Consider the following 26,061-nt stretch of genomic DNA (forward strand, 5'->3'; position numbering starts at 1 on the left):
CTAGACGGAGATGAGACTCGAAAGGTTTTAAAAAATACGTCGTCAGCCTCGCTGTTTGTAATACGTCAACGCCAGCGCAAGCGCGAGTACAGAGCCTTTCACAATATCCATCGCGTAATAAGGGACAGACATCATCACAAGCCCATTTTGCAAAATTCCGATGAGTACAGCCCCAATAAAAGTACCAAATGCATTTGGTTTTCCTGCTCCCATGACGGAAAAACCGATAAAAGCTGCCGCTACGCCATCCATTAAATAAGGTGTGCCCGCATTTATTTCCGCTGTCATCACCCTTGATGCCAGCACAATACCACCGATTGCTGCAAATAAAGCCGAGAGCAGATATGCCGCGATTTTATATTTATTCACATGAATACCGGACAATCGAGCCGCTTCCTTATTTCCTCCAATGATGTACATAAATCGTCCGTGCTTTGTGTAGGTCATGAAAATATGTGCAAATAGCACAATGACTGCCATTAAAAGAATGATATATGGCACCTGTCCGATTTTGCTGAAAAAGGCGGGGATTGTACCCGTTGAGAATGTACCGTCAGGCAGCACCATGTTTTCAGAAATAGTCGCCCCTTTCGTATACGTTTGAGCCAAACCTTGAATGATAAACATCATGGCTAATGTCATGAGCATATCTGGAATTTTCATTTTGACAATCATCAAGGCATTGAGTAAACCAACAATAAGGGCAGCCGCTAGCGCTGATAGGATCGCAACCAACGGGTTTTGCAAAAACCACACAAACATAGAAATCACGATTGCATTCGATAACGTTGCGATTGATCCGACTGATAGATCAAAGCCGTTGACTGCCAATGAGATGGTAAGTCCCACCGCAATAATGGTCACAATGGAGATAGACCGTAAAATATTGATGATATTCCCTGTTTGTAAAAATGCTGGATTCGATGCCGCAAATACCACAATCAATAAAGCAATGGTTAAGATCGTGCCATATCGATAAAAGAAATCAAATAGATGAAAGGATGGCCGCTGTTTTTTCGTTTGCTGTACAGGGGCTGGAATTTGTTGTTCACTCATGATTGTCCTCCTGTTGAATGATATAAAAGCTCTTCCTCAGTCGTTGGAGCCGTCATTTCCCGGGCAATGCTGCCATCATACAGCACATAAACGCGGTCTGCGATACCTGCAATCTCCGATAGCTCACTTGACGCATAAATCACAGATTTCCCGCGGGCGGCAAGCTCTGCAATCAGCGTGAAAATATCTTTTTTCGCTCCAACATCTACTCCTTTAGTTGGTTCATCAAAGAGATAGACATCCGCTTCAGCAAGCAGCCATTTTCCGATGGCAATCTTCTGTTGATTTCCACCGGATAGATGCTTCACCTTCGCTTCAAGAGATGGGGTTTTAACACCAAGTCGTTTGACGATTTCGTCTGCTTTCCGCTGTTCCTTCGAACGATGTAAGAAGCTGAACACGCTTGAGAATGAACGAAGACTTGCGGCCGTTAAGTTCCAGCCCACGCTCTCTTCCGTTAGAATCCCTTCCTTTCTCCGTTCTTCTGGCACAAGGGCCATTCCAGCTCTCACGGCTTGATGAGGCGATGTGATGCGAACGATTTGATCATGAAGCTTTACAGTCCCCGTCTTTTTTTCTGAGGCGCCGAAAAGAGCTTTACACAATTCTGTTTTTCCAGCACCGACAAGGCCTGCAATTCCGAGAATTTCTCCCTTTTTCACATGAAGATGAATGTTGCGTAATTTATGCTGGTCATTTAGCTGCTTCACTTCAAGGACAATAGGTGCATCCTTCAAAGGTGTACGGGGCGGAAATTGCTCCTCTAATGGCGCACCTAGCATTTCTTCAATGATCTGCTGCGGATTTGTATTTTGAACAAGATGAGCTGCGACATCGGTTCCATTTCGCATCACTGTTAGTTCATCACAGATGGTGAAAATTTCAGGCATACGATGAGAGATAAACACAATGCCCGTTCCATTCTGTTTCAGCCGATCAATCATTGAAAATAACTTGTTTGTTTCTGTATGACTTAGCGGAGCTGTTGGTTCATCTAAGATTAAAATGCTGCATTTGATTGAAACGGCTTTGGCGATAAGCACCATCTGTTTTTCCGCAAGGGTTAGATCACTCACAAGGCGTTTTGTGGAGATGTCGATGTCCAGTTCTTTTAATCGTTGCGCTGCCTTACGGTGCAGCTCTTTCCAGTCGACAAATGTTTTTTTCTCAATCTGATGCATCATCATATTCTCACCAACACTTAAGTAGGGAACGAGAGCTGTATCCACTTCTTGATGAACCGTCTGCACACCATATGAGACCGCATCCTTTGGGGTTTGAATCGATGCCGCCTGACCATTAATTTGGATGCTTCCTTCATAGTGCGAATGAGCGCCAGAAAGAACTTTCATTAACGTGGACTTCCCAGCACCATTTGCTCCAATCAGTGCATGAACTGTCCCTTTTTTTAATGTGAAATTCACTTGATCTAACGCTTTTACTCCTGGGAATTCAATCGAAATATGTTTCATACAAACTAGCGGCGAAGTCATAGATGTCCTCCTTCTCATGATCATCATCTGAAAAACGAAACACCCTCTATAGAAGAGAGTGCACGGTGTTTATTTTGTATAATGCTTCTTCAAGGTCTTCATCCAATCTTCTTCAAAGGCAGTCGATGAGCCGAACCCCTTCACTTCGTCCGCAAGATTGACCATATTGATGGCTTTTCCTGATTGTTGAAGCTGTTTTTGTGAGATGAGAGAGGCCTCAAGGTCATAGGAAGACGGGGTTTTCTCACCCGCTATTTTCTTCGCAAGAATTCTCACGTCAACTGCGCCAATAAGCTTCGGATCTACCGCTGCTGTGTACTTCCATGGACTGTCTTTTGCTGTCATTTCTTGAAGATCAGCATTTGATACATCAATCCCATAAATCTTCACTTCTGTTCTTCCTGCTTCCTTTAGCGCTCTTGCTGCGCCAATGGCAAAGGCATCCCACGTGGCAAAAATAGCGTCAAGCTTACCCTTTGGATATTTATTCAGCATCGCTGCCACTGCATTTTGTGTTTGAACAGACGTATCAGAGGAGGCAATACCAAAGCGGTCAAGTTCCTTGATCCCTGAATGTTGTTTGAGCGTTTCTTGATAGACCTTATTCCGTCTCACCATTGGCGGGAATCCATCTACCCAGAGGTACGCAATATTTGCTTTTCCTTTAAAATCAGACACGAGTGCATCTAGTGATTTTTTCGCTAATTGTTCGTCATCTTGAGACGTGACTGTGACTCCTTTGATGTCCTTCAGCTTAGGATTTGAATCGAACGCTACGACTGGAATGCCCTTCGCTGTGATCTTTTTCACGTCAGCGACGGTCGCCTCGTCATCCCCATGAGAGATGATAAAGCCATCATAATTTTCTTCCAGCGCCTGAGAGATCGCGTCATGGAACTTCGCTGTATCTCCATTTGCGGTGTAGACATCTACCGTAAAGCCAAGCGCTTCACCTTCTGCCTTCGTCCCAGCTAAAAACTGTGCTGTATGATCATCTCCTCCGATTTTACGGATGACTTTAATTTTCGCTCCCTGTCCCTTTGCAAATCGCTTCGGTACATTGTCAAAGGAGACCTTTTCGTTCGCATTTGCCTTTGAGCCTGCACTTGATCCAGTGCCGCATCCTGTTAATAGGACGGTCAATACCGTTAATAATATAAGACATGAAGTAAAATACTTACGCTTCATTGCTGTTCCTCCTCAAGTTGTTTTTTATTTTTCACATCGGAAAACTAGGTAAAAATGTGGGAAAACGCCAGTAAACTGTTCTTCCATTTGAAAAAGAGACGAAAAAAAGCCTCTCTTGGAAAGAGAGGCGTGATCACCGTTGCATGAATCATGTATCGGGAATTCTTCCTCTCTTATCTGTCAAAGCTGTCACAGCTTTGCAGGAATTAGCACCAATTTCTATAGTAGAAACGGTTGCCGGGCGTCATAGGGCCAGTCCCTCTGCCTCTCTTGATAAGAGATCCGTTATGAAATTTTGTTTCAGTTGAAATGTCTTCTTTACTTTAATGTGATGTCACATCAATGTCAATGATTTTTTTGAAAATTTAAAACAATAAGCTTGTGGCTCAGACATGCTTAACTTCCGATGATTTTCTTAGCAGGTGATGATTTCTTCAGGCGAAAATCATATTTTTTCTCATTCACAAATTGTGGATTGAGGTGTGCTGATCCTTTATCTTGGCCGCTTTTAGAGAGATACGTTTTGTAGCCTTCCATCCATTTCCCGCGCCATACCCACTGTGATGCCTTCGCACCTTTGCGGTCATCATATACGTTCTTTTCGAAGGTATTCTTTTGGTTCACTCCATAAAGATTCACAACTAAGTAATGCGAGGCACTCGCTGTCATGATATTGCTCTTGATACGATTGTTCACGGCTTGATATTGCATCAACAATTGACCGCCTTCTAAGCCGGCTGTGTCATTTTTGTATAAAATATTATGTGAAATCGTCGTATTTATTGTTCCGCCTCGCTTTTTATCATAACCGCCAATTGAAATGCCTGTATAACGGTTCAAATACACTTGATTGTGTTCAATTCGAATACGATCTGCCATTTTTCCTTTATGTTCACTTGTGACTTCAATCCCAAGGTCATTGTGATGTGTGATGTTATGATCAATCACAATGTCCTTCCCGCCATCGACATAAATTCCACCAGCGGAGATGTCTTTGCCATAGGCTGGATTTCCTACACTCGTAATCTCATACACTTTGTTTCTTGATACAACACCATTTCTGACTTGATCGTACTTTTTAGAAGGTGCTACGTTTTCAAAACCAATTAAATCAATCCCTATATTATCAGTATGGCGGACGGTGTTATGTGTCACACGGAACTTATTGACGTTCCCATTGAGCACAAGCGCTTCACTGAAGCCAAGCTTTAATTTTTCAACAGTGTTTCCTTTGATTTCAATGTCTTCAATAGCCGCAGGAGCTTTTGTTCCATAGACCGCAATACCGTGCGCATTCCCATTTTTGTGTGTCGTCTGAATATCATACACTCGGTTGTTGAGCAGTTTGACGCCTTTCCCGCTTCCTTTGATAAAAATACCGACTGGAGTCAGATCTTCCTTATTTGTCTTGAGATGTCCCACCGTCAGCCCTTTGAGGGTAATGTAACTTTTTTGATCGATCGTGACAAGACCACCATCTGCTTGATTTCCTTTTAGTGAAGCCCCGCTAATGACAGGTTTTTCTTTTCCGTAAGCTTGAAAGATAACAGGTGCTTTCTTTGTACCTGAATGGCGGACAATCAATTTTTCTTTGTATGTACCGCCTCTCACGTATATAGTTGCCCCGGCTTTTGCCATACTTGATGCCTTTTTCAGCGTGCGAAAAGGTTTTTGCTTCGTTCCTGGGTTTTTATCGTTTCCGTTTGTCGCTACGTAATAGGCTGTGCTTTGCTTAGCGCCCGCCTCCTCTGTCATCGCTTGACAGCCGAAGCTGATCACGGTCATGAATAAAATAAGGAAAATGCCTGGTATCGCTCGTTTCATCTTGTTGTTTGCTCCTTTCACTTCTCTTCTTTCTTTATCGGTTAAAAAAAAGAGGATTAAAATATGAGAATGCCCCTTGCAATGTACTGGTCAAAAGGTGTATGGTTGAAAGAATATCTTACAGGAAATTTATCCGCTTTTAAATTGTCAGATTAATCAGTTAATAATGTATTTGGATTTTATTTCTTTATTAAAAAGGGGTGACATGAGGCAGACTGACGGCAGAGAGAAGGAAAGCGCTTTAACAGATTTTTCTTGTCTGAATTCCAGAAAACCTATTGCTAATATTTTGTGAAGGTATAGAATAGAATCATAATTATTTCATATTATTAGAATTTTCAAATAATCAAACAGCAAGGAGATTTACGATGCCAAAACAACCCATCCGCGTTGAACTTAGTTCAACAAAAAAACCAAAACCTCAATCTGATCAACTTGAATTCGGAAAAATCTTCACAGATCACATGTTTGTGATGGATTATTCCATTGATCAAGGCTGGTATGATCCAAGAATTATCCCTTATCAAGCCATTCCAATGGACCCAGCTTCGATGGTCTACCATTATGGGCAATCTGTTTTTGAAGGCTTGAAGGCTTATGTTTCTGAGGATCAGAAAATTCTCTTATTCCGTCCGGAAAAGAATATGGAACGCTTAAACAGATCCAATGACCGCCTGTGCATCCCACAAATTGATACAGAAACGGTTTTAGAGGGCTTAAATGAACTCATTCGCATTGATAAGGATTGGGTACCTGATGCAGAGGGCACTTCCTTGTATATCCGTCCATTCATTATTTCCACTGAACCATATTTAGGCGTTGCGCCGTCAAGCACATATAAGCTGCTTATTATCCTATCTCCAGTGGGATCTTACTATAAAGAAGGCATCCATCCGGTCAAAATTGCCGTTGAAAACGAATTCGTCCGTGCCGTTAAAGGCGGAACAGGTAATGCCAAAACAGCTGGAAACTACGCCTCAAGCCTCAAGGCACAGCAAGTTGCTGAAACCAAAGGTTTTTCACAAGTTCTTTGGCTTGATGGAGTTGAGAAAAAGTACATTGAAGAAGTCGGGAGTATGAATATCTTCTTTAAAATCAATGGCGAAATCGTGACGCCTGAATTGAACGGCAGCATTCTAGAAGGCATCACACGTAACTCTGTACTCGAGCTATTAAAACACTGGGGAATTCCAGTGACAGAGCGTAAAATTTCGATTGATGAGTTAATTGAAGCACATCAATCAGGCGAGCTTGAAGAAATCTTTGGAACTGGAACGGCGGCCGTCATCTCTCCTGTCGGGGAATTAATTTATCACGATCAGCCATATGTGATTCAAGATGGTCAAACAGGTGAAGTATCGAAGAAATTGTATGAGGCCATTACGGGTATTCAAAAAGGAACACAGCCAGATATCTTCGGCTGGACAGTAGAAGTCGACTCGGTCGTCAAACAAGCTTAAGCATGTAAAAGAACCTTTCAATCATGAAGGGTTCTTTTTTTGTTTATTTACCTCTCCAATATACCTTATAATGGTAATCACACATATAAGGAGTGATGGTATGTTTTTTACTTATCTACTAGCGTTTTTTGGGATTTGCATCGGATCGATGATCATCGCTACAGGTTTCGACGATTCACCGTTCCACACCCGTGTTCTATTTAAGTTTCTCGGAATTTCTATCTTTGTTCTTTCTATTACTTTTGTAAAGGTGAGACGAAAAAGGTTACGCAGTAAAAAGGCGAAATAGACTTAGATGTCCAGTCAGCCTCCCATCAAATCGTGCACCAAAATAAGACCGATACCCCCACAATCGCCCCTGCATATATCCACTGTTTCCCTTTGATGCTCCGCTTTCTTTCAATTAGTAAAAAGATCTCTGGTAAAAAGACGATGATGATTTCTATGAAAAAGACAAGATAATAAACAAACGGCATCGGCTGAAAATCAAAGTCTCTTTCATCTCCACCAATTGTTGCGAAATACATCAACAGGTTGGTTACTGGAATGGTAAAACAAACGAGCAGGCGAAGAACATACATCCACACATACTGTCTATGACGAATAAGACCAATAAATGAAGCGATGATGCCATACAAAAACAAGACCACTGTGCCATAACTCAACAGAGGTTGAACGACAAAACCGTAAAGAATTAAACCAATTGCAACCATACTCAAACCGTCCCTTCTTTGAAGCCATACATGTTGTTTTTTACTATCATACACTTCTTTCTTGAATTTCCATATGGGGCCATGATAAAAAAACGACCCCATAAAGGGGCCATTTTGTTTTATGCTTTGACTGATTTGAAGAATTGCGGTAAATATTCACGATGCGCTTCGAGCATTTCATCTAAAATTTGCTTTGCAATTTCGTCAGATGGGACAAGCGGATTGATCGTCATTGCTACAAGAGCCGTCTCGTAATCTCCTGTGACTGCCGCTTCTGCTGCCACACGCTCGAATGATTTGATTTGTTGAACGAGCCCTCTCACAGCCACAGGCAGATCACCCGTCGCAATTGGTTTTGGTCCGTCCTTCGTAATGATACAGTTTACTTCAACCGCTGAATCAGCCGGAATGCTGGCAATCGCCCCTCTGTTTACTGTATTGACTGGTTGGATGTCATGCTTATCATTATAGATGGAGCTGATTAAGTTACATGCCGCATCACTGTAATATGCCCCGCCTCTTTTTTCGAGCTGCGGTGGTTTAATCGATAAATCAGGATCTTTATAGAGCTCAAATAATTCGTGCTCAACCTGCTGGACTACCTCTGCTCTTGTTCCTTTTTCTTGGGCTGCCTTTTGCTCTTCTTCCAGCATATCTTTTGTTTTATAGTAATAGCGATGATATGGACATGGGATGACCCCTAAGCCTTTCACAAAAGAAGGTTCCCAGTCTTTCGCTTCAATGTTCTTCATAGACCACTGACTATTCGGATTTCCTAATTCTTCGAGCACTTGATCCATAATGCTGACCCCGTCTAAATACACATCTAATCCATAGACCATGTGATTGAGGCCTGCAAACTGTACCTCGATCCGTTCAACATTTACATCAAGCGCCTTGGCAATCCCCATTTTTATCCCAATTGGGACATTGCATAGTCCGACTACTTTTTTTAGATTCGTGTAGCGCAGCACAGCTTCTGTGACCATGCCGGCTGGATTTGTAAAGTTCACAAGCCATGCATCTGGACAAAGCTCTTCCATATCCTTCACGATGTCTAGAATGACTGGGATGGTTCGAAGACCTTTAAATAAGCCACCTGGTCCGTTCGTTTCCTGACCGATGACACCATATTTAAGCGGGATTCTCTCATCCTTTGCCCGTGCTTCCAGCAGTCCTACACGAAATTGTGTTGTCACAAAATCTGCGTCCTTCAGGGCTTCCCTGCGGTCGAGTGTCAGGTGTACCTCAATCGGAAGCCCGGCTTTTTCGACCATGCGTTTCGCGAGAGCACCCACGATGTTTAACTTTTCCTGACCCGCTTCAATATCCACGAGCCATAATTCCTTTACAGGCAATTCATGATATCGTTTGATAAATCCTTCGACAAGCTCAGGCGTATAGCTCGATCCTCCGCCTATTGTGACAATTTTGATTCCATCTTTCATGAATTGACACCTCCAAGTTGCTTCATTTTTTCATGGAGCTCGATGATTTCCGCCGCAAGCTCCTTAACAGTCATTGCGTTCATGAGATGATCCTGTGCATGGATCATTAAGAGACTGATGTCGGTCTTTTCTCCTCTAATTTCTCCTTGGATCAGCTCTGTCTGTGCGTGATGCGCCTCATTTAACGCGTCTTGTGCTTCCTGCAATTTTTGCTTCGCCTCATCAAAGTTTCCTTCCTTTGCACATGTAATGGCCTCCATCGCGGAGCTTCTGCCATTCCCGCCGTGTAAGATGAGTTGAAACACAATTTGTTCCATTTCCATCGGCCGCATCCCCCTTGTTCCCTCTATTACATGCTGACGACATTTTCATCAGTTGTTGCTTTTGTTTCTAGTTCACTTTCTTCTTTTAATTTCTGCTTATCCCACATTCTAAAGAATGGGTAGTATAAAGCGAATGACAACGCCAGGTTAATCAGCTGCATGACAGCGCCAGAGATTTTGCCTCCTGTGGCGAGATAGCCTGAAATGATAGGGGGCATCGTCCATGGAACTGCAATCCCCGCCGGTTTTGCCACAAGCCCTGTGCTCATTCCGATATATGTGGTAATGATCATCATGATTGGCGTAAGGATAAACGGAATCAAAAGCATTGGGTTCATGACAATCGGCATTCCGAAAATGATCGGTTCGTTGATGTTAAAGATGGCTGGCCCAATGGCAAGTCGGCCAAGCTGTTTCATTTGTTTACTTCTGGCACGTAAGATCATCGTCAGCACCAAGGCAAGCGTTGCACCGCTTCCGCCGACATTGATGAAGATTTCAAAGAACTGCGCTGTGAAGATATTTGGCAGCACTTCTCCTGCTTGGAATGCGAGACGGTTCTCATCCATCGCACCGAGCCAAATTGGTCCCATGACGCCGCCGACAATGGTTGCTCCGTGAATACCACAAGCCCAGAGGAGCATTTGCACGCCTATGGCGACAATACTTCCGCCTAAGCTTCCACCAAGAATGGAAAGCGGTGTGCCAATTAAGACCGTGATAATATTATGAATACTTTCAAATGGTGTCATCTCAATCAAAAGTCTAGCGACCCAGATCAGTGTGATGACCACAAAACCTGGAATAAGTGCGATAAACGATTTACTCACTGCTGGCGGTACACCATCAGGCATCTTAATGACGATATTCCGCTGGACAATGAATCGGTAAATTTCAGTTGAAAGCATGGCAATAATCATGGCAACGAATAACCCTTTACTGCCCATCAATGTGACTGGAATTCCTCCACCTACTAGGATGGCTTCTGTTGAGCCCTCAGGTGTAAAAGGAACTTGATATGGTGTCGCCAAAAGAAATGCTGCAACAGCGATTGCACCAGATGATAGGGCATCCACTGCATACTTTTCAGCAAGCCTGTAGGCAATCCCGAAAGTTGCAACAAGTGCCATAATGTCAAAGGTTGCATTAACAGGATAGGATAATTTCGTGGCCCATTCTGCTCCGAAGATACTTGCCATAAAATCGCTGTATCCTGGGATCGGAAGGTTGGCTAAAATGAGAAACAGTGAACCGACAATAATGAGAGGCATGGTTAAAACAATTCCGTCACGCAATGCTTGTAAATGTCTTTGAGCGGCAATCTTCCCTGCAAACGGCATGACCTTCTCTTCTAGAAATCGGTTGAATCCATTCATCCCTTCCGCCCCCTTTATCCGTTCACTAACTGTTCAGCAGATTTTAAAACCTCAGCCCCATTACATACGCCATAATGCACGGTATTGATGACGTCGACTGGAATCCCTTTTTCTTCTCCGAGCTTTTTCATTTGTGGTAATAAATATCGAACCTGTGGTCCTAATAAAAGCACATCGGCTTGATCAATATGATTTTTTGCTGAATCTCCAGATACTGCCCAAATACGATAGTCTTTTCCTTGTTCTTGTGCGCTTTTCTCCATTTTTGTGACTAGTAAGCTTGTTGACATACCTGCTGCACAAACCAATAAGATGTTCATGTGTAAACGCCCCCTTTTGAAAGTGTGTAGCTTTTCTTTACACATTCATCATATTATGAAACCGCTTTCATAAACACCTATACTTTTTCCTTTAGGAAGCGGAAAAAGTTAAGATCACACAGTTAATTCTTGTACGAAGGGGTCTTTTTATACATGATATCGAGCATGTCTTCAAATGTATCACAGGCGATGAGGTGCTGAATGAATTTCACATTGTGCACAAGCTCGCCCAGCAGACGGTACATCCCTTTTAAATCTTTTGCATTCTCTTTTTCGACACAAAGCAAGCACACAAATTGAACTTTTTTCTCTCCCCATATGATCGGTTTTTCTAATGTACATATCGCCCAAAACGTCTCTTCTGTCAGCGGCGTCATAGGGTGCGGAATGGCTGTATAATGCCCAAAGGATGTGGGAGCAGCCTCTTCTCTTTCCATCACATAAGATGTAAGCTCTGCTGATGCTAAGCCCATGTCGATGACTTTTTCCGTGAGAAAGGTGATGACCTCTTCCTTTGTTTGAAAGGCGCGTTTTGTAAAAACCAATTCCTTTTTCATATATTGAGAGGCCAATGTCACTCTTGTTTCACTCGTCAGGGCTTCTTCAATTTTCAAAAAGTCGCCGCCTCCCAAAATCGTATTCACTTGTATGACGGGAATCGGTATATCCATCTGAATCGGGACCGTTGTAATAATCAAATCAAGCGCATGTAAAGAGACATGCGGAAGCGAATAAAGCTCTGCTGTGCCTAAAATGGTCAGCTTCGACCCAAATTGTGACCGCAGACGATCTTGAAGCAGTCTTGCACTTCCTGCACCAGACGCACAGACGATGAGACATCGCTTCGGTGGAATCTCCATCTTTCTCCGTTCTAAAGCCGCACCAAAATGAAGCGCCATATATCCGATTTCATTCTCATGAATACATAGACCCGTTTCTTCTTCAATCACCCGGCTGGCGATAATTCCTGCTTCAAAGGCAAGTGGATACCCCGCCTTTATTTCATCCAGCATCGGATTTCTTAAGTTCATCCCATATTTACACCGGGTCATGGCTGGCTTTAAGTGCAGACTGAGCCCAATCAGCAATTCCGCATCTCCCGCTAAATTCAGCTGCAATTTTTGGTCAATGGCTTTCAGCATGAGCTGAACAAGACGGCTCGTGTCATCATCCACAATTTGTTTTTGACCGCTCGATGAAAAGGACTGTACCATTTTGGCTGTTCCTAATAAATGAATGGCGATATAGACGATTTCCTCTTGTGGAAAAGAAACGTCCAGCAGTCCTTCAAGGCATTCCACTATTTTTTTAGCGACCTTGTATTCCTTTGCCTGTGGAATCTCATTGATTTCCTCTGGCAAGACAGATACATAGTTCCCGTGCCTAATCCGCTTGCAGGCAATCGCAACATGAACGATTAAATTATTCATGCAAATGTCTGATAGATTCATTCTTTCTTTATTGATATAATCAATGATTGTTTTCTGAATCAATTCCAATTCATGTTTCGGCAAAATGGTCACTGCTGTGTTCAGCATCGTTTGGTAAGATCGCCGTTCACTGAATAGATATTCTGACATACAATAACGGATTTTCATCTCCGATCCTTTGAGCCTGCAGCCTTTATTCGGCTTTGCTTCTAGCTTCAGATCAAAAGGCTCAAGCTTGCGTTTGACCCATTTCATATCGTTACTCATCGTCGATTTACTAATAAACAGCTGTTCCTGTAAGTCTTCCAGTTTCACATAAGACTCTGCGAGAAGGAGCTTTTTTAAAATAAACCGAACACGCTCCTCCGGCAGAACAGCCAGCGGCTCTTCCTGTTCGACCTCTTCTTTCATAAAACGGCGAAAGGCATTCTCATCGTTGATCAACAGCTCATAACCAGCTCCTCGAACAGCTATTACAGACGCTTGATAAGGAGCGAGACGGTCGTTCAGTTCCTTGATGTCTGTACGAATGGTGCGGCTTGTCACTTGTAAGCTGACAGAAAGCGCAGCGCTTGTGAGCGGGTTCTCCGCTGCCATTAACTGACTTAAAATGTGCGCCAGTCTTTTACTCAGCATCAGATCGGCCTCCTTATGTAAGGGTGGAGAATCTGCCTTGTCTGGACAGGTTGTATACGCTTGCAGTTCTCTTCATTACTCATATTCTACTGAAAAGAAATAAAAATTGCCAACTCATTTATATGACAAACGCCCCTATTTATACAACAAACTATTTCTAATGACCTATGAATCTTTTTTTGTAGGACCGTTTGGAAGAAATGAAAAAAAGGCGCTGCACCTTCGTGTCATCGCCTTTTTTATGAAGAGGTCAGCTGCGTAAAGACAACCAATCTTTTTTCGTGAGTTCCTGCTGCATGATCAAATGTCCCTGTACATGTGATTAAATTGAGATTCCGTGTAAAGGCATACCCGAAAAATGCATGTGGCTTTTCTTCACGTGGATAACTTTGCACTTTGATGACTTCAAAGGTTCGCTTTTTTCCTGATGAGGACGTCACGATCACCTTATTTCCCTTTTTTAGCTCCTTTAGTCGATAAAAAACAGAAGGTCCCCATTTATTATCAACATGACCATTCATGACGGCATTCCCTTTATCTCCTGGTTTTGGACCATCTTTAAACCAAGCTGTGTTGTCCGTATTTTTTGGAACGCCCATACTGCCATCCTTAGATAAAGTGGTTTTCTCTACTTTTGCTTTGACATCAATCGCTGGAATCGCAATTTCAGCTGGAACAATACCGGACGGTTCGTCTTTTAACATGCTTTTTGCATGAGACTGTTTTGCAGCTTGGTTTGTTGTCATTTTTTCAGGAGATGTGGTTGTTTTTGCAGATGACGAATCATCCATTGTTTGTGATGCGCAGCCCGTGATGGTGAGCAGCATCAGAAGACCAAACACCCATCTTTTCAAATCAGTCTGCCTCCTTTTAAAGAAAGGAACGGCACAAATGTGCACGTTCCCCTTTAGTTTTTACGAGCTTAATTTGATGTCTTGCGGCGAATAAGGAAGAACGCACCCATTGCACCACCGGCTAGGATCAAGCTAGCGATTAATCCCGCAAAGGCTTCATATGACATACCTAGAGGACCGGCTGTACCTCCCATACCTGTTTTAGGCATTTCATTAGGCATCTTGGATTTGAACATTTCAGGATGCTGATCAACAATTGCTGATGCGACATCCTGTCCAACCATGAACATATGACCGTACGCCTCTCGCACTGTTGGATAAAGCTGATCATAATCGCCATTATGGTATGACGTATATGTTTTGATCAGTTCATCAATATGCATTTTTAAGCCAGCTTCTAAATCTGCTGCCTTCAAACGTCCATCTGTCGCTTGATCTAAAAATTTCGCTTGCTTCATTCGATACGCATCTAAGTTTTTCATAGCTTTTTCTTTCGCTTCTTTGTCTCCTGATGCATCCGCTTTGACATAATCAACTAAATAACCGATATGGCTTGACCAAATGTCTTTAAATTGTTTTCCTGCATCCTTGCCATAAACAGAGGCAATCGCATCTGATAAATCATTTGTGTTTTCGTTCAAAGCTGCAGCTGCTTGATCAAAGTCCTTGCTGCCATCATTTCCTTTTTGCATAGCAACGACCGCAAGCGCCAAATGCTCTGAGAACAAGTAGTTTAAATCTTCACGAAGGTCTGCGGCTGGTGTGTCGACTGATTTGTGATCAAATTTCCCAGGAAATTGATCTGTGATCGCCCACGATACGCCTTTGCCTACTTCAAACATATGATGAATAGATTTTCTAACCGTTTCATAGGTCGTATCAAAATCCTTTTCAGTGTAGCTATCAAACGCTTTTAACAGTTCATTGACGTGCATTTTTAAGCCTTCTTCTAGTTCGCTAGCTTTCAATCTGCCGTCTGTTGCTTGATCGAGCATATCGGCTTGTTTCATGCGATATTGGTCAAGCTGCTTCATGGCTTTCTTTTTACCTGCTTCATCTTTCTTTGCCGTTGCTTGCACATAGTCAACAAAGTAGCCGATATGACTTGACCAAATGTCTTTAAATTGTTTCCCTGCTTTTTTTCCGTACACAGAGGCGATGGCATCCGATAAATCATTTGTGTTGTCGTTTAGCGCTGCCGCTGCTTGATCAAAATCTTTACTGCCATCAATTCCCTTTTGCATCGTGATGACTGCTAAATAAGCGTGCTCTGAAAACAGCTGGTCTAGAGCTGCTCGAAGATCGGTTGCTTTGTTTGACACCTCTTGTGACGAAGATGTCTTCTTTGCCTCTCCATGCATATGCCCTTCGTGTGCACTTGCGCTATGAGCTGCCGGAAATAGTAATGCTGCGCTAAGCGGGATGGTTAAAATCGCTTTTTTCATGTTCATCTGTTATTGCCTCCTCTTTCCGTTTGTTATGTACTTAACGGAGTGAGGCATGACTTGGATCATTCAAATCTATCTTTTTTTTCATTCATTGCGCAATTGGTATGTATGCATAAAAAAAAGCCGGATTATCCGGCTGATACGTTACGACGTTTAGATGCTTTCCGCTCTTTATATATTTTTCTCACCACTGGATAAATCACAGGTGCCCATTTAAAAATTTGTTTCAGCCATTTTTTCATTTCTCCCGCGCCTCCTTATTGTCATTCTTACAAGGAAGATTCCCCATCTTGTCATGAAATAAACAGGTGCGGGAGAGCAGGAGTTAAATCACGCCTTGTGCGATCATCGCATCTGCCACTTTGCGAAATCCTGCAATATTTGCTCCTACTATTAAGTTTCCAGAGTGTCCATATTCATCAGCTGTCTCTGTACACTGACGATAAATCGTCTGCATCATTTGTTTCAGCTGATCATCTACTTCCTCAAAAGTCCAAGACATTCTTGCACTATTTTGCGCCATTTCCAGTGCTGAGACACCTACCCCGCCAGCATTCGCCGCTTTTGCCGGCGCAAAAAGAATATCATTCTGTTCAAAAACTTTGACTGCCTTTAGAGTAGAGGGCATATTGGCTCCTTCTCCTACCGCAATGACACCATTTTCCACAAGCTGCTGTGCCTGCATCTCAGATATTTCATTTTGCGTTGCACATGGAAGCGCAATGTCACAAGGAACAGACCAAATTTGTTCGCAATCTTCAATCAATTCAGCATGCGGGTGAATGTCTATGTATGCCCCAATTCGTTGATTGCTTCCTTCCTTCAGCTGTTTCACTGTTTCTAATGAAATGCCTTGTGGATCATAAATCGTTCCGCTTGAATCACTGCACGCAACGACCTTACCGCCTAGCTCCATGACCTTCTCCATCGCATAAATAGACACATTTCCTGAACCAGACACAACAACTGAACGTCCTTCAAATTGAAGTCCATGCGCTTTTAACATTTCTTCCATAAAGTACACCAATCCATAGCCTGTCGCTTCTTTTCTCGCTAAGCTGCCTCCAAATCCAGGGCTTTTTCCTGTAAGCACACCTGCCTCATAAGCACCACGCATTTTCTTGTACTGCCCGAACATATAGCCAATTTCGCGTGCCCCTACGCCAATATCACCTGCTGGCACATCTTGATCAGGTCCAATATATCGGCTGAGTTCACTCATAAAGCTTTGGACGAAACGCATGATTTCTCCATCCGATTTTCCTTTAGGATCAAAATCTGATCCACCTTTTCCTCCACCGATCGGCATACCAGTCAGTGCGTTTTTAAAGATTTGTTCAAATCCTAAAAACTTAATAATGCTTGCATTGACAGATGGGTGGAAACGAATGCCTCCTTTATAAGGACCGATGGCACTATTGAATTGAACCCTAAATCCCCGATTGACTTGTACTTTCCCCTCATCGTCTACCCATGGTACGCGAAATACCACAAGCCGCTCAGGCTCGATGAGTCGTTCTAAAATGCCTTGTTTTTCATACTCTGGATGCTTTGCAAAAACAGGAACGAGTGATTCTAGAATTTCTCTTACGGCTTGCTGAAATTCCTCCTCACCAGGATTTCGTTTTTCCACCTCTTCTAACACACGGTCGATGTAGCTTTGTGCTGTTTGTGCTGCTCGATCTAAGGTCAACATGTCTCATCTGCCTCCTTTGTATATCTTCACACATTTATCCTGTTAGATTTTCTAACGCATATTGAGATTAATTTAACACCATTTGTAAAAACTGATCAATACTGATAACAGATGAAAATGATGCCGATTTGAGATGGATCAAGCAGCCGCCGCAATCGTTTTTAGAAAGTATCTCTTACAGAATGACTATTGAGCTAGAAATCATGATTTAGACGTTATATATCCCGCACTCTTTGACAATTAGATGAACCATGAATGATTTCTAGTTGATCTTCAACACGAAAAAAAGGCCTAAAGTTTTATAGGCCGTCTGCTCAATCTTTTCGGATCTTCTCCTCTTTTTTTCGATCAGGGTACACGACACAAAGCCAATATAAAATAGAAGACGATGGGAAGTTAATTAAACCGACAATGCCCCAAAACCACTTATAACGTCCTCTTTTCTTTGCATCCATAAATAAAAGAAAGCCCTGCGCAAATAGTAACGGCAATGCGCACAATAAGATGATCATCTCCGTCTGACTCATAAGGAAGACCCTCCTTTAATATGTTGATATTCCTTGATGCCGACAACGACGCAGAGCGGCACACTCACTACTTGAAGAAGAATGAAGATGATAGGCATATGGGTGATGGCAGCGACAAATAGTGCCAGAATGGTCAGACTGATGAGAACGTACGCCAGTACTTCTTGTTTAAAACGCCTTTTCTCTTGTTCCTTCGCCTGCTTCAGCATGATCATGACAGCCTGTTCACTTGGCTCTTTCACTTCAATTTGTTCATCTAGCTGCTGTAACTCTTCCTTTAAACGTTCTGTGAATTGATCTTCCTTCACTGAGACCACTCCTTTCGAATTTTCTTTAATCCATGATGAACCCTCGACTTCACAGTGCCTTCTCTCATCGCGAGCATTGAAGCAATCTCTGGATAAGTAAAGCCATAATAATAGTGCAAAATAATCGGTGCTCTCTCCTCAGCCTTCAATTCGTTTAGAGCATCCCACATCTCATGCCATGTATAGCCCTTTTGCTGAACCTCCCATTTAAAACGGCGTATCGTCTCTTGATTCGCCTTTCCTTCCCTCAATTGTTCACGTTTCCTTTTCTTCTGGTGATCCAAAAATTGTCTAGATGCAATGGATATGAGCCATGTTGAAAATAAGGAATCTCCTCTAAATGAAGAGAGTTTCATGTACGCTTTCAGCATCGTTTCTTGCATGATTTCTTCTGCAAGCTCTTGTTGAAGGGTGAGCTTCATTATATAACGGTAAAGAAAGGAATAATGATGACGATATAGGGCTGTAAATGCAGCATCATCCCCCTGTTTTGCCCGCTGAATCAATGTCTCTTCTGTCTGCTCCAAACACACCCCTCCTTCCTTTTTCTTCTCTTATTCATGAGACGACACGTATGACGATATCGTTCAAAATACACTTTATTTTTTTAGCTTGTTGTATTTGAAGCATTGAATAAACAGTTTTTTCTTATGTAATGATTATGACATTCCTTCGTCTCTAACAAAATGATGCGTTCTGATTTTCTATCAAGCGGAGATGCTCTCCCCCATAATCACTAGGTCATCCCAATACCTATCGTCAATGATCCTTGTCTCATTTAGTTGAAAATAAAATAATCATGGCCTTAGTTTTCTAGAAAATCATGGAATACACAGCGCCAATTCTTAGCCGATGATACCTTTTTGCATGCTATGCTCTTCCTACATTCCGAAAAAGGCGATACAAGCGAAGAAAGGAGGAGCAGTTGAATTGCAGCTTATTTTTGGAAACGTTTACATTAAAACAAAAATGAATGGAGATGTTGACTTTGAAGAAAAAAGTTCCAATGTTAGCTGGTGTGTTAGCGGTTGGTCTCGTGACTTCATTATTTGCACCAAATGGGGAGGCAAAAGCGGCAGCAAAGTATCCCGAAAGCCCTTCTATTATGGCCAATTTTAATCAACAAGGATTCTCCACATTAAATGGCGGTACAACAGGCGGTGAAGGCGGTAAAACCGTCACAGTCAAAACTGGAAATGAACTATTGGCTGCCCTCAAAAGTAAAGGAACAAACGAAAAGCTAAAAATTGTTGTCGACGGGACGATAACCCCTTCTAATACATCTGCCAATAAAATCGATGTGAAAGATACAAACAATGTCTCGATCGTCGGCAAAGGCACGAAAGGTGAATTTAATGGAATTGGCATTAAAGTATGGCGTGCCAATAACATCATCATCCGCAACCTGAAAATCCATCACAGCAACATCGGTGACAAGGATGCCATCGGAATCGAAGGCGCTTCTAAAAACGTATGGGTCGATCATAATGAATTGTACAATACATTAAACTCTGGTAAAGATGATTATGATGGATTATTTGATGTGAAAAATGACTCCGACTATATTACCTTCTCATGGAACTATGTTCATGACAGCTGGAAAACGATGCTCATGGGCAGCTCTGATAACGACAACTACAACCGAAAAATCACATTCCACAACAACCGTTTTGAAAACCTGAATTCTCGTGTACCATCTATGCGCTTTGGGGAAGGTCATGTGTATAACAACTACTATAAAGGTATCCATACGACAGCGATCAACTCTCGCATGGGCGCAAAAATGAGAATTGAGCACAACGTATTTGAAAATACAAAAAATGCGATCGGCAGCTGGGACAGCCGCCAGGTCGGTACATGGCATGTCATCAACAACTCATATATTAACAGCTCAGGCAGTCTGCCAACGTCTTCTACAGGTACGTACAACCCTCCTTATAACTACTCTTTGCTTAACGTGAACAATGTCAAATCAGAAGTGGTATCAAATGCTGGTGTCGGAAAAGTAAACCCTTAAAACCACAAAACGTTCGGGCAGAAATCTCTGTCCGAACGTTCTTGTCATTTCATCTATTTATATTGTAGAAAACGGACGATCCATCTCATACAATTTTTGATAGCGTGGGTTTTCTTTCAGTAAATCCTGATGCTCCCCCTGCATTTCAATTTGTCCATCTTCAATAAACATAATGCGGTCACATGCCTCACAGCCAGTGAGATGGTGGGTAATCCAAATGACCGTTTTTCCTTTTAACACACGGAAAATGGTTTCAAGCAGCTCACGCTCTGTGCGTGGGTCAAGTCCAACGGTGGGTTCATCTAATACAACAATCGGGGTGTTTTGCAGCAAAATCCGTGCTAACGCCATCCGTTGTCTTTCTCCGCCTGAGAAACGAATTCCTGTCTCCTGCACACCGGTGTGATACCCCTCTGGCAATGATTCGATTGTATCGTGAAGCTGTACTTGTCTCGCTGCTTCTTTTACTTGCTCCTCTGTCGCATTTGGAGAGCCTAAGCGAATATTGTTTAAAACAGAGGTATCGAATAAATACGGCTGTTGATTGAGTACTGACACATAGGTGGACACGTTCTCTCGAATGCTTTCGACCGGTTTCCCCTGGATACTGACAGCTCCTTGATTTGGCACGACAGCTCCTTCTAACAACTTCAAAATAGTCGATTTTCCTGCACCGCTTTTTCCTAAGAGAGCGAGTGATTCTCCTTGCTTCAATGAAAATGACAGGTGCTTTAGCACGTGTTGGTGCGAATCATACCCAAAGGACACTCGATCAAAAGAAACAGCTTCATTTTGAGAAACAGCTGACTGATCCGCTGTCTTGCGCTCAGATTCTCCTTCATACGAAAGCTTTTCATAATGATGTAATCTGCTGACAGCATGCTGATAGACTGGAATATCACCTGCTGCATCTGAGAGTGGAAGAAAGGCTTCTGTTAACGGAAAAAGCACAAGCACGAAGGCTGCAATCAGGGTGTGTGACATCGAGCCTGACTGCACAACTGAACCGCTCCAATACACGACAAGCACGACAGCTCCTCCAATGATAAGCTGTGCCATAAATTGGCGCAGACGGATAAATCGGTGCTTGGCTGCTTCAAGCGCTAACAGCTGCGCTTCTTTCTGTTCATATTCATCAACAAAATCTTTCTGCCTGCCGCTAAACAACCAGTCACTCACACCCATGACGGCATCTGTTAAATGGCTGTACAGTTCATTTCTGCCTTTTTTCATTTGAATTTGTCTCGCCCGGTTCACTAGCACTGTGACGTATGGAAAAACAAATACGAGAAGTGCCATATAAAGCAGCATCAAGCCAGCAAAAGGCCACGAGAATAGACCAAGTGCCCCAATGGATGCAGCATATAAAAGCAGCGCACCGATGGATGGAAAGATGGTTTTTAAATAGGCGTCCTGCAGTCTCTCAACATCATCTGACAAGAGCCCAAGCATTTCACCTGTACCTAGCTTTGTCTGTTTCGCACTTCGTTCAGCCATGTCATACAGACGGACACGCATTTTTTCAATCATGGTCAAAATGAGCTGGTGGCTCGCCAGTCTTTCTGCGTAGCGGGCAGCTGAGCGCGAAATACCAAAGGTACGGACAGCTACAATTGGGACGTAGACCATAAGTATATTCTCAGGTCTTGTGGCAGCTTTTGAAATGAGAAATCCTGACGTATACATCAGCATAGAAGCAGAGAATACTGCAATTGCCCCTAGAAATAAAACCAGCGCAAACAGCTTTTGATTCTCCTTGATATAAGGTATAAACCAGCCTTTACTTACCATGTGTGACCGCCCCCATTTGCTCCTGTACCAATTGATAATACACGCCTTTTCTTTGCATTAATGATTCATGTGTACCCATTTCTGCAATCGTTCCTTGATCCATGACAATAATCTCATCCATGGCTGGCATCCAATGGAGCCTATGTGTCGCTAAGAACACAAGTTTATCTTCAAACAGTAGAAGCATTGTTTTCTTCAATTCATACTCTGTCTCAATATCGAGATGCGCCGTTGGTTCATCTAACAGCATAATGGACCGCTTGCCCAGCACCGTTCGCGCAAGCGCAATTCTTTGTGCCTGTCCCCCGCTTAGCCCTCTTCCCTGTTCTCCAATGACCTCATCGAGCCCATTTGGCAGCTGCGCTACGAGCTGAGATAAGCCAGCTTCACTGGCAGCTCTTTCCACTTCTTCATCTGTTGCATGCGGCTCATAAAAACGAATGTTTTCTCTTAATGTCATGTGAAATAAATAAGGGTGCTGCGGCATATAGACGACTTCCTTTTGCCATTCCTTCATCTGTAAATGAACAAGCGGCTGGCCGTTTAGCGTGATTTGACCTGAGGTCGGTTCAACAAAGCCGCCGAGCACATCGGTCAACGTCGATTTCCCTGAACCACTGGCACCAATGATCCCGATTTTTTTCTTCCCTTTGACAGTGAGGTCTACATCCTGAATCGAATAAGGGGCATGCTCGTCATGCTGGACACTCACATCTTGCAGGGTGAGCGCAGATTGTTCATTCCACTCGTTCAACTGCACTGATTGTGTCTCCTGCATGCGGAAGCCCTTTTCTTCTAAAATGACCTGCATCGCCTCATTCGCTTCTTTTCCATTTAGTGTGGCATGATAATCATTCCCCACTTCACGTACTGGCAGGAAATATTCCGGTGCCAGCATGAGCGCCGTCAGAGCCGGCAATAACAGAAGCTCTCCTTCAATCAATCGCAAGCCAAGAAAGACAGCGACGGTTGCAATTGATAGCATGGAAAAGAAATCAAGCGCAAACGATGAAAGAAATGCGACCTTCAGCGTGCTCATGGTCGCCTTTCGATATCGCTTTGACACTTCTCCGATATTGCGGGAGTGTTTTTTGCTAATGCCTAAGTAACGAAGCGTTTCAAGGCCGCGGAGAGAATCAGTGAAATGATTGGATAATTTCTCATACGATCTCCATTGTTTGGCCGCTTTACGCTGAGCGACAAGACCTAGCAAAATCATAAAGACAATTAAAATTGGCAGCGTCACGATTAAAATGACGGCAGATGTTTCGTCTAATGTCCAAACATAGATGAGAACCATTGCCGGTATCACAGCCATGTTCACCATTTTCGGTAAAAACAGCTGTAAATACTGACGATATTGAGCAATCCCCTCCATCGCTAATGTGACAAGCTTTCCTGTACCCTTTTTCTTTGTGAAAGCAGGACCTAAACGAAAGAGTTGGTCTAACAGCTGTTTTCTGACGTCTGCTCCAATTCGGGAAGAGTAGGTAAACATGACCTTCTCCCGAATCAAGGTGAGACCGTGCCGCACCAGAAAGGCAGCAAGAAACAGCAGGACATAAGGCGTTGCCTGCGAAAGGCTTTTCCCGTCAAACAGCGTAGTAATGGCATGTGCCAGCCACTGTGCTTGGAAAATAATACTTGCTCCTTGGATGAGTGACACAATACCTAAGAGGGCAAGAAGCCCTCTCATTCCTTTTAATTGAAGCAAACGTTTATCCATTAGTAGGTCATTGGCTCCTTACCGCTTACACGTTTACGGAAGACGTAATAGCTCCAAATTTGATACCCAAGCACAAAGGGCAGCAAAGAAATGGCAACAATCGTCATGACCGTTAGTGAGTAAGATCCAGATGCAGCGTTTTGAATGGTCAGATCAAATGTATGGTTGATTGAGCTAATCATGACGCGCGGGAACAATGCAGTGAAAAGCATCGTCACTGTCACCATGATGCCCGCACCTGTGAATAGGAATGTCCAGCCATCACGTTTCTTTTTCATAAAGAATAGAGCCGCTACGTAACAAACCACAATGAGGACAGTTAACGGAATGGTGATGATCGGGCGTACCGTATAAATGTCTGTCTCCATGATAGATACACCAACAAATAGGACAAGAACTGGCAGCGCAATAAGCAGGACACGCTTGCCAAGCTTTCTCGCACGATCTCTTAAATCACCCTCTGTACGAAGTGTAACGAAAATCAATCCGTGCAGAAGGCAAAGAACCGTTACAGCTAACCCGCCAATCACTGAATAAAGGTTCACAAAATCCGTAAAACCAGCGTACATGTTCATGTCTTGATCAATTGGCATCCCGCGTAAAATACTTGTGAAGAGCACACCGAGTAAAAACGGCGGCAGCAGACTGCCAAAGAAGATGACCCAGTCCCATGCTTTGATCCAAGAGGCTTTCTCAACCTTCCCTCGGAATTCAAAGGCGACACCGCGCCCGATAAGTGCTAAGAGGAGAACCGCAAACGGTATATAGTATCCACTGAACATCGTGGCATACCAGTGAGGGAAAGCAGCGAAAATAGCGCCCCCAGCTGTAATCAGCCAGACCTCATTCGCATCCCAGAAAGGACCAATCGTGTTAATTAAAATGCGGCGTTCGTGTGCATCCTTTCCAAGCAGCTGCATGGACATCCCAACTCCAAAATCAAACCCCTCTAAGAAGAAAAATCCAATAAACAATACTGCGACAAGAATAAACCAAATCTCGTTAAGATATGCCATGATATGCGCCTCCATCAAATGGATCTGTAGACAGGTCCGTTTCATCCTTTTGATCTGTATCCTCTTCCGAATGTGCACCCTTTTTAATTTCTCGAATGAATAGGTAGGCAAGCAAGATGGCAAGAATCAGATAAATCGTCGTAAAGCTAATGACTGAGAATAACAGCATGCCGTACGATACGTTTGGCGAAATCGATTGAGCCGTCGTCATCATACCAAAGACCGTCCACGGCTGACGCCCAATTTCGGTCATAATCCAGCCAGCTGAGTTCGCAATAAACGGGAACGCAATCATCCCTACCATGAAGCGTAAAAACCATTTGTTCGTTTCGAGTTTTTTTCTAAAGCTCAAGTACAAGCCCATCATACTGGCAAAAATCATCAACATGCCGGCACCAACCATGATTCTAAAGCTCCAGAAGGTTGTTTTTACTGGCGGAATATAGTCTCCAGGACCAAACTTTGCTTCATATTCTTTTTGAAGTGTCAGCATGCCTGGCACATCTCCACTAAACTTCGAATAAGCCAAGTAACTTAAAGCAAACGGAATATTGATCTCCGCAGAGTTTTCTTTTTTATCTGTATCAATGTTGGCAAATAGTGTCCAAGCCGCTGGATCTCCACTATCCTTCCAAAGGGCTTCACTTGCCGCCATCTTCATCGGCTGTGATTCCATTAAGTGCTTCGCTTGATCATGTCCAGAGAACGCCACACCTAAGCCAGAAATTAAAGCGAGAACCATGGCAATCTGGAAGGACTTTTTGAAAAAGGAAATTTCTTGTTTTTTGATCATTTTATAGGCACTAACTCCTGCAATAAAGAATGCACCTGTAGCCAGCGCACCAAACAGAACGTGCGGGAATTCAACCCAAAGCTGCGGGTTTGTTACAAGTGCGCCAAAGTCATTCATTTCTGCACGGCCATTTTTAATGACAAACCCAACTGGCTCTTGCATAAATGAGTTGGCGAGTAAAATCCAAAATGCCGAAAAGATCGTACCAAGGGAAACAAGCCAAATACACAATAAATGAATCTTCTTCGGCAGACGATCCCAGCCGAATATCCAAAGTCCAATAAATGTAGATTCAAGGAAAAAGGCAAGCAGTGCTTCAATGGCAAGCGGTGCACCAAATACATCACCGACAAACCTTGAATAATCTGACCAGTTCATCCCAAATTGGAATTCTTGGAGAATCCCTGTCACTACACCTACTGCAAAATTGAGTAAGAATAGATGACCCCAAAACTTCGCCATTTTTTTATAAATCTCTTTTTTCTTGACAACATAAAGGGTCTGCATCAATGCAACGATAAACACCAAACCTATTGACATAGGAACAAAAATAAAATGAAATAATGTCGTTGAAGCAAATTGAAATCTTGCTAAAAACAGCTCACTCACAGCCTTACA

General features: G+C 43.0%; 23 protein-coding genes and 1 riboswitch. Of the genes, 2 read left to right on the forward strand and 21 right to left on the reverse strand.

Annotated elements, in window-relative coordinates; translation table 11 throughout:
• Positions 1 to 42: 42 nt before the first annotated feature.
• From SB660_RS03950 to SB660_RS03965, 4 genes are all read right to left on the reverse strand, one after another.
• Positions 43 to 1,056: an ABC transporter permease gene (locus SB660_RS03950; protein ID WP_410581455.1), complete on the reverse strand. Its 1,014-nt coding sequence runs from the start codon at positions 1,054 to 1,056 to the stop codon at positions 43 to 45.
• On the reverse strand, positions 1,053 to 2,549 hold the full coding sequence (locus SB660_RS03955; RefSeq protein ID WP_410581457.1) for a sugar ABC transporter ATP-binding protein: 1,497 nt from the start codon (positions 2,547 to 2,549) through the stop codon (positions 1,053 to 1,055). Before SB660_RS03955 ends, SB660_RS03950 begins: the two co-directional genes overlap by 4 nt.
• 69 nt (positions 2,550 to 2,618) lie before the next feature.
• Positions 2,619 to 3,737 (reverse strand): sugar ABC transporter substrate-binding protein, encoded by a 1,119-nt coding sequence (locus tag SB660_RS03960; protein ID WP_410581458.1) that lies wholly within the window; start codon positions 3,735 to 3,737, stop codon positions 2,619 to 2,621.
• 170 nt (positions 3,738 to 3,907) lie between these two features.
• Positions 3,908 to 4,017, reverse strand: a riboswitch (SAM riboswitch).
• Positions 4,018 to 4,133: 116 nt separating this feature from the next.
• Complete coding sequence (locus SB660_RS03965) at positions 4,134 to 5,561, reverse strand: DUF1565 domain-containing protein (protein WP_058013367.1); 1,428 nt, start codon at positions 5,559 to 5,561, stop codon at positions 4,134 to 4,136.
• A gap of 368 nt (positions 5,562 to 5,929) precedes the next feature.
• Here SB660_RS03965 and SB660_RS03970 point away from each other — a divergent pair, with 368 nt between their 5' ends.
• Positions 5,930 to 7,021, forward strand: coding sequence for a branched-chain amino acid aminotransferase (locus SB660_RS03970; RefSeq protein WP_003215056.1), 1,092 nt, complete (start codon positions 5,930 to 5,932; stop codon positions 7,019 to 7,021).
• A 314-nt stretch (positions 7,022 to 7,335) separates the two neighbouring features.
• Here the strand turns inward: SB660_RS03970 and SB660_RS03975 are convergent, their stop codons facing one another.
• From SB660_RS03975 to sigY, 13 genes are all read right to left on the reverse strand, one after another.
• Complete coding sequence (locus tag SB660_RS03975) at positions 7,336 to 7,734, reverse strand: hypothetical protein (RefSeq protein WP_410581647.1); 399 nt, start codon at positions 7,732 to 7,734, stop codon at positions 7,336 to 7,338.
• 119 nt (positions 7,735 to 7,853) lie between these two features.
• Positions 7,854 to 9,182 (reverse strand): 6-phospho-beta-glucosidase, encoded by a 1,329-nt coding sequence (locus SB660_RS03980; RefSeq protein ID WP_410581461.1) that lies wholly within the window; start codon positions 9,180 to 9,182, stop codon positions 7,854 to 7,856.
• On the reverse strand, positions 9,179 to 9,505 hold the full coding sequence (locus tag SB660_RS03985) for a PTS lactose/cellobiose transporter subunit IIA (RefSeq protein WP_058013363.1): 327 nt from the start codon (positions 9,503 to 9,505) through the stop codon (positions 9,179 to 9,181). The genes SB660_RS03980 and SB660_RS03985 overlap by 4 nt, the downstream gene beginning before the upstream one ends.
• Positions 9,506 to 9,531: 26 nt before the next feature.
• A complete protein-coding gene (gene celB / locus SB660_RS03990) occupies positions 9,532 to 10,881 on the reverse strand; it encodes a PTS cellobiose transporter subunit IIC (RefSeq protein ID WP_058013362.1) in 1,350 nt (449 codons plus the stop codon).
• Between the two features lie 14 nt (positions 10,882 to 10,895).
• Positions 10,896 to 11,201 carry a PTS sugar transporter subunit IIB gene (locus tag SB660_RS03995; protein ID WP_003214824.1) on the reverse strand — a complete coding sequence of 102 codons (306 nt, stop codon included), beginning with the start codon at positions 11,199 to 11,201 and terminating at the stop codon, positions 10,896 to 10,898.
• Between the two features lie 122 nt (positions 11,202 to 11,323).
• Complete coding sequence (locus SB660_RS04000) at positions 11,324 to 13,267, reverse strand: BglG family transcription antiterminator (RefSeq protein WP_339164442.1); 1,944 nt, start codon at positions 13,265 to 13,267, stop codon at positions 11,324 to 11,326.
• A gap of 239 nt (positions 13,268 to 13,506) precedes the next feature.
• Positions 13,507 to 14,121 carry a class F sortase gene (locus SB660_RS04005; protein WP_268497387.1) on the reverse strand — a complete coding sequence of 205 codons (615 nt, stop codon included), beginning with the start codon at positions 14,119 to 14,121 and terminating at the stop codon, positions 13,507 to 13,509.
• A gap of 68 nt (positions 14,122 to 14,189) precedes the next feature.
• Entirely contained in the window at positions 14,190 to 15,572 is a 1,383-nt protein-coding gene (locus SB660_RS04010; RefSeq protein ID WP_339164445.1) for a copper amine oxidase, read from the reverse strand.
• 125 nt (positions 15,573 to 15,697) lie between these two features.
• The gene (locus SB660_RS04015; RefSeq protein WP_003214702.1) at positions 15,698 to 15,811 is read right to left on the reverse strand and encodes a hypothetical protein; all 114 of its coding nucleotides are present in this window, start codon (positions 15,809 to 15,811) and stop codon (positions 15,698 to 15,700) included.
• Between the two features lie 83 nt (positions 15,812 to 15,894).
• The gene (gdhA, locus tag SB660_RS04020) at positions 15,895 to 17,265 is read right to left on the reverse strand and encodes an NADP-specific glutamate dehydrogenase (protein ID WP_410581466.1); all 1,371 of its coding nucleotides are present in this window, start codon (positions 17,263 to 17,265) and stop codon (positions 15,895 to 15,897) included.
• Between the two features lie 314 nt (positions 17,266 to 17,579).
• Positions 17,580 to 17,792, reverse strand: a complete 213-nt coding sequence (locus SB660_RS04025) for a hypothetical protein (protein ID WP_058013357.1) — start codon at positions 17,790 to 17,792, stop codon at positions 17,580 to 17,582.
• A complete protein-coding gene (locus SB660_RS04030; RefSeq protein ID WP_058013356.1) occupies positions 17,789 to 18,100 on the reverse strand; it encodes a YxlC family protein in 312 nt (103 codons plus the stop codon). The genes SB660_RS04025 and SB660_RS04030 overlap by 4 nt, the downstream gene beginning before the upstream one ends.
• On the reverse strand, positions 18,097 to 18,627 hold the full coding sequence (gene sigY, locus SB660_RS04035) for an RNA polymerase sigma factor SigY (protein ID WP_323639726.1): 531 nt from the start codon (positions 18,625 to 18,627) through the stop codon (positions 18,097 to 18,099). Before sigY ends, SB660_RS04030 begins: the two co-directional genes overlap by 4 nt.
• 452 nt (positions 18,628 to 19,079) lie before the next feature.
• On the opposite strand from sigY, the gene SB660_RS04040 reads away from it, so the two are divergent.
• Positions 19,080 to 20,117, forward strand: coding sequence for a pectate lyase family protein (locus tag SB660_RS04040; protein WP_058013874.1), 1,038 nt, complete (start codon positions 19,080 to 19,082; stop codon positions 20,115 to 20,117).
• Positions 20,118 to 20,174: 57 nt separating this feature from the next.
• Here the strand turns inward: SB660_RS04040 and cydC are convergent, their stop codons facing one another.
• Genes cydC through SB660_RS04060 form a run of 4 tightly spaced genes read right to left on the reverse strand, consistent with a single transcriptional unit; the run spans position 20,175 to position 26,052 of the window.
• On the reverse strand, positions 20,175 to 21,908 hold the full coding sequence (gene cydC / locus SB660_RS04045) for a thiol reductant ABC exporter subunit CydC (protein ID WP_339164451.1): 1,734 nt from the start codon (positions 21,906 to 21,908) through the stop codon (positions 20,175 to 20,177).
• Entirely contained in the window at positions 21,898 to 23,634 is a 1,737-nt protein-coding gene (cydD, locus tag SB660_RS04050; RefSeq protein ID WP_339164453.1) for a thiol reductant ABC exporter subunit CydD, read from the reverse strand. The genes cydC and cydD overlap by 11 nt, the downstream gene beginning before the upstream one ends.
• A complete protein-coding gene (cydB, locus tag SB660_RS04055; protein ID WP_169055973.1) occupies positions 23,634 to 24,650 on the reverse strand; it encodes a cytochrome d ubiquinol oxidase subunit II in 1,017 nt (338 codons plus the stop codon). Before cydB ends, cydD begins: the two co-directional genes overlap by 1 nt.
• Positions 24,637 to 26,052: a cytochrome ubiquinol oxidase subunit I gene (locus tag SB660_RS04060; protein ID WP_410581470.1), complete on the reverse strand. Its 1,416-nt coding sequence runs from the start codon at positions 26,050 to 26,052 to the stop codon at positions 24,637 to 24,639. Before SB660_RS04060 ends, cydB begins: the two co-directional genes overlap by 14 nt.
• Positions 26,053 to 26,061: the final 9 nt, after the last annotated feature.

Origin of the sequence: Bacillus sp. SIMBA_005 (genome assembly GCF_046535585.1) — a bacterium.
Classification (GTDB): domain Bacteria; phylum Bacillota; class Bacilli; order Bacillales; family Bacillaceae; genus Bacillus; species Bacillus pumilus.

Excerpts from the sequence above, each read along its gene's own strand:
- SB660_RS03960 (WP_410581458.1), bottom strand. The coding sequence starts at position 3,737 with ATGAAGCGTAAGTATTTTACTTCATGTCTTATATTATTAACGGTATTG.
- cydC (WP_339164451.1), bottom strand. The coding sequence starts at position 21,908 with ATGGTAAGTAAAGGCTGGTTTATACCTTATATCAAGGAGAATCAAAAG.
- SB660_RS03985 (WP_058013363.1), bottom strand. The coding sequence starts at position 9,505 with ATGGAAATGGAACAAATTGTGTTTCAACTCATCTTACACGGCGGGAAT.
- SB660_RS04040 (WP_058013874.1), top strand. The coding sequence starts at position 19,080 with ATGTTGACTTTGAAGAAAAAAGTTCCAATGTTAGCTGGTGTGTTAGCG.
- SB660_RS03980 (WP_410581461.1), bottom strand. The coding sequence starts at position 9,182 with ATGAAAGATGGAATCAAAATTGTCACAATAGGCGGAGGATCGAGCTAT.
- SB660_RS03995 (WP_003214824.1), bottom strand. The coding sequence starts at position 11,201 with ATGAACATCTTATTGGTTTGTGCAGCAGGTATGTCAACAAGCTTACTA.
- SB660_RS03965 (WP_058013367.1), bottom strand. The coding sequence starts at position 5,561 with ATGAAACGAGCGATACCAGGCATTTTCCTTATTTTATTCATGACCGTG.
- gdhA (WP_410581466.1), bottom strand. The coding sequence starts at position 17,265 with ATGTTGACCTTAGATCGAGCAGCACAAACAGCACAAAGCTACATCGAC.
- SB660_RS03970 (WP_003215056.1), top strand. The coding sequence starts at position 5,930 with ATGCCAAAACAACCCATCCGCGTTGAACTTAGTTCAACAAAAAAACCA.
- SB660_RS03975 (WP_410581647.1), bottom strand. The coding sequence starts at position 7,734 with ATGGTTGCAATTGGTTTAATTCTTTACGGTTTTGTCGTTCAACCTCTG.
- SB660_RS03950 (WP_410581455.1), bottom strand. The coding sequence starts at position 1,056 with ATGAGTGAACAACAAATTCCAGCCCCTGTACAGCAAACGAAAAAACAG.
- cydD (WP_339164453.1), bottom strand. The coding sequence starts at position 23,634 with ATGGATAAACGTTTGCTTCAATTAAAAGGAATGAGAGGGCTTCTTGCC.
- SB660_RS04010 (WP_339164445.1), bottom strand. The coding sequence starts at position 15,572 with ATGAACATGAAAAAAGCGATTTTAACCATCCCGCTTAGCGCAGCATTA.
- SB660_RS04025 (WP_058013357.1), bottom strand. The coding sequence starts at position 17,792 with ATGAGTCAGACGGAGATGATCATCTTATTGTGCGCATTGCCGTTACTA.
- SB660_RS04000 (WP_339164442.1), bottom strand. The coding sequence starts at position 13,267 with ATGCTGAGTAAAAGACTGGCGCACATTTTAAGTCAGTTAATGGCAGCG.
- SB660_RS04015 (WP_003214702.1), bottom strand. The coding sequence starts at position 15,811 with ATGAAAAAATGGCTGAAACAAATTTTTAAATGGGCACCTGTGATTTAT.
- cydB (WP_169055973.1), bottom strand. The coding sequence starts at position 24,650 with ATGGCATATCTTAACGAGATTTGGTTTATTCTTGTCGCAGTATTGTTT.
- SB660_RS03955 (WP_410581457.1), bottom strand. The coding sequence starts at position 2,549 with ATGACTTCGCCGCTAGTTTGTATGAAACATATTTCGATTGAATTCCCA.
- celB (WP_058013362.1), bottom strand. The coding sequence starts at position 10,881 with ATGAATGGATTCAACCGATTTCTAGAAGAGAAGGTCATGCCGTTTGCA.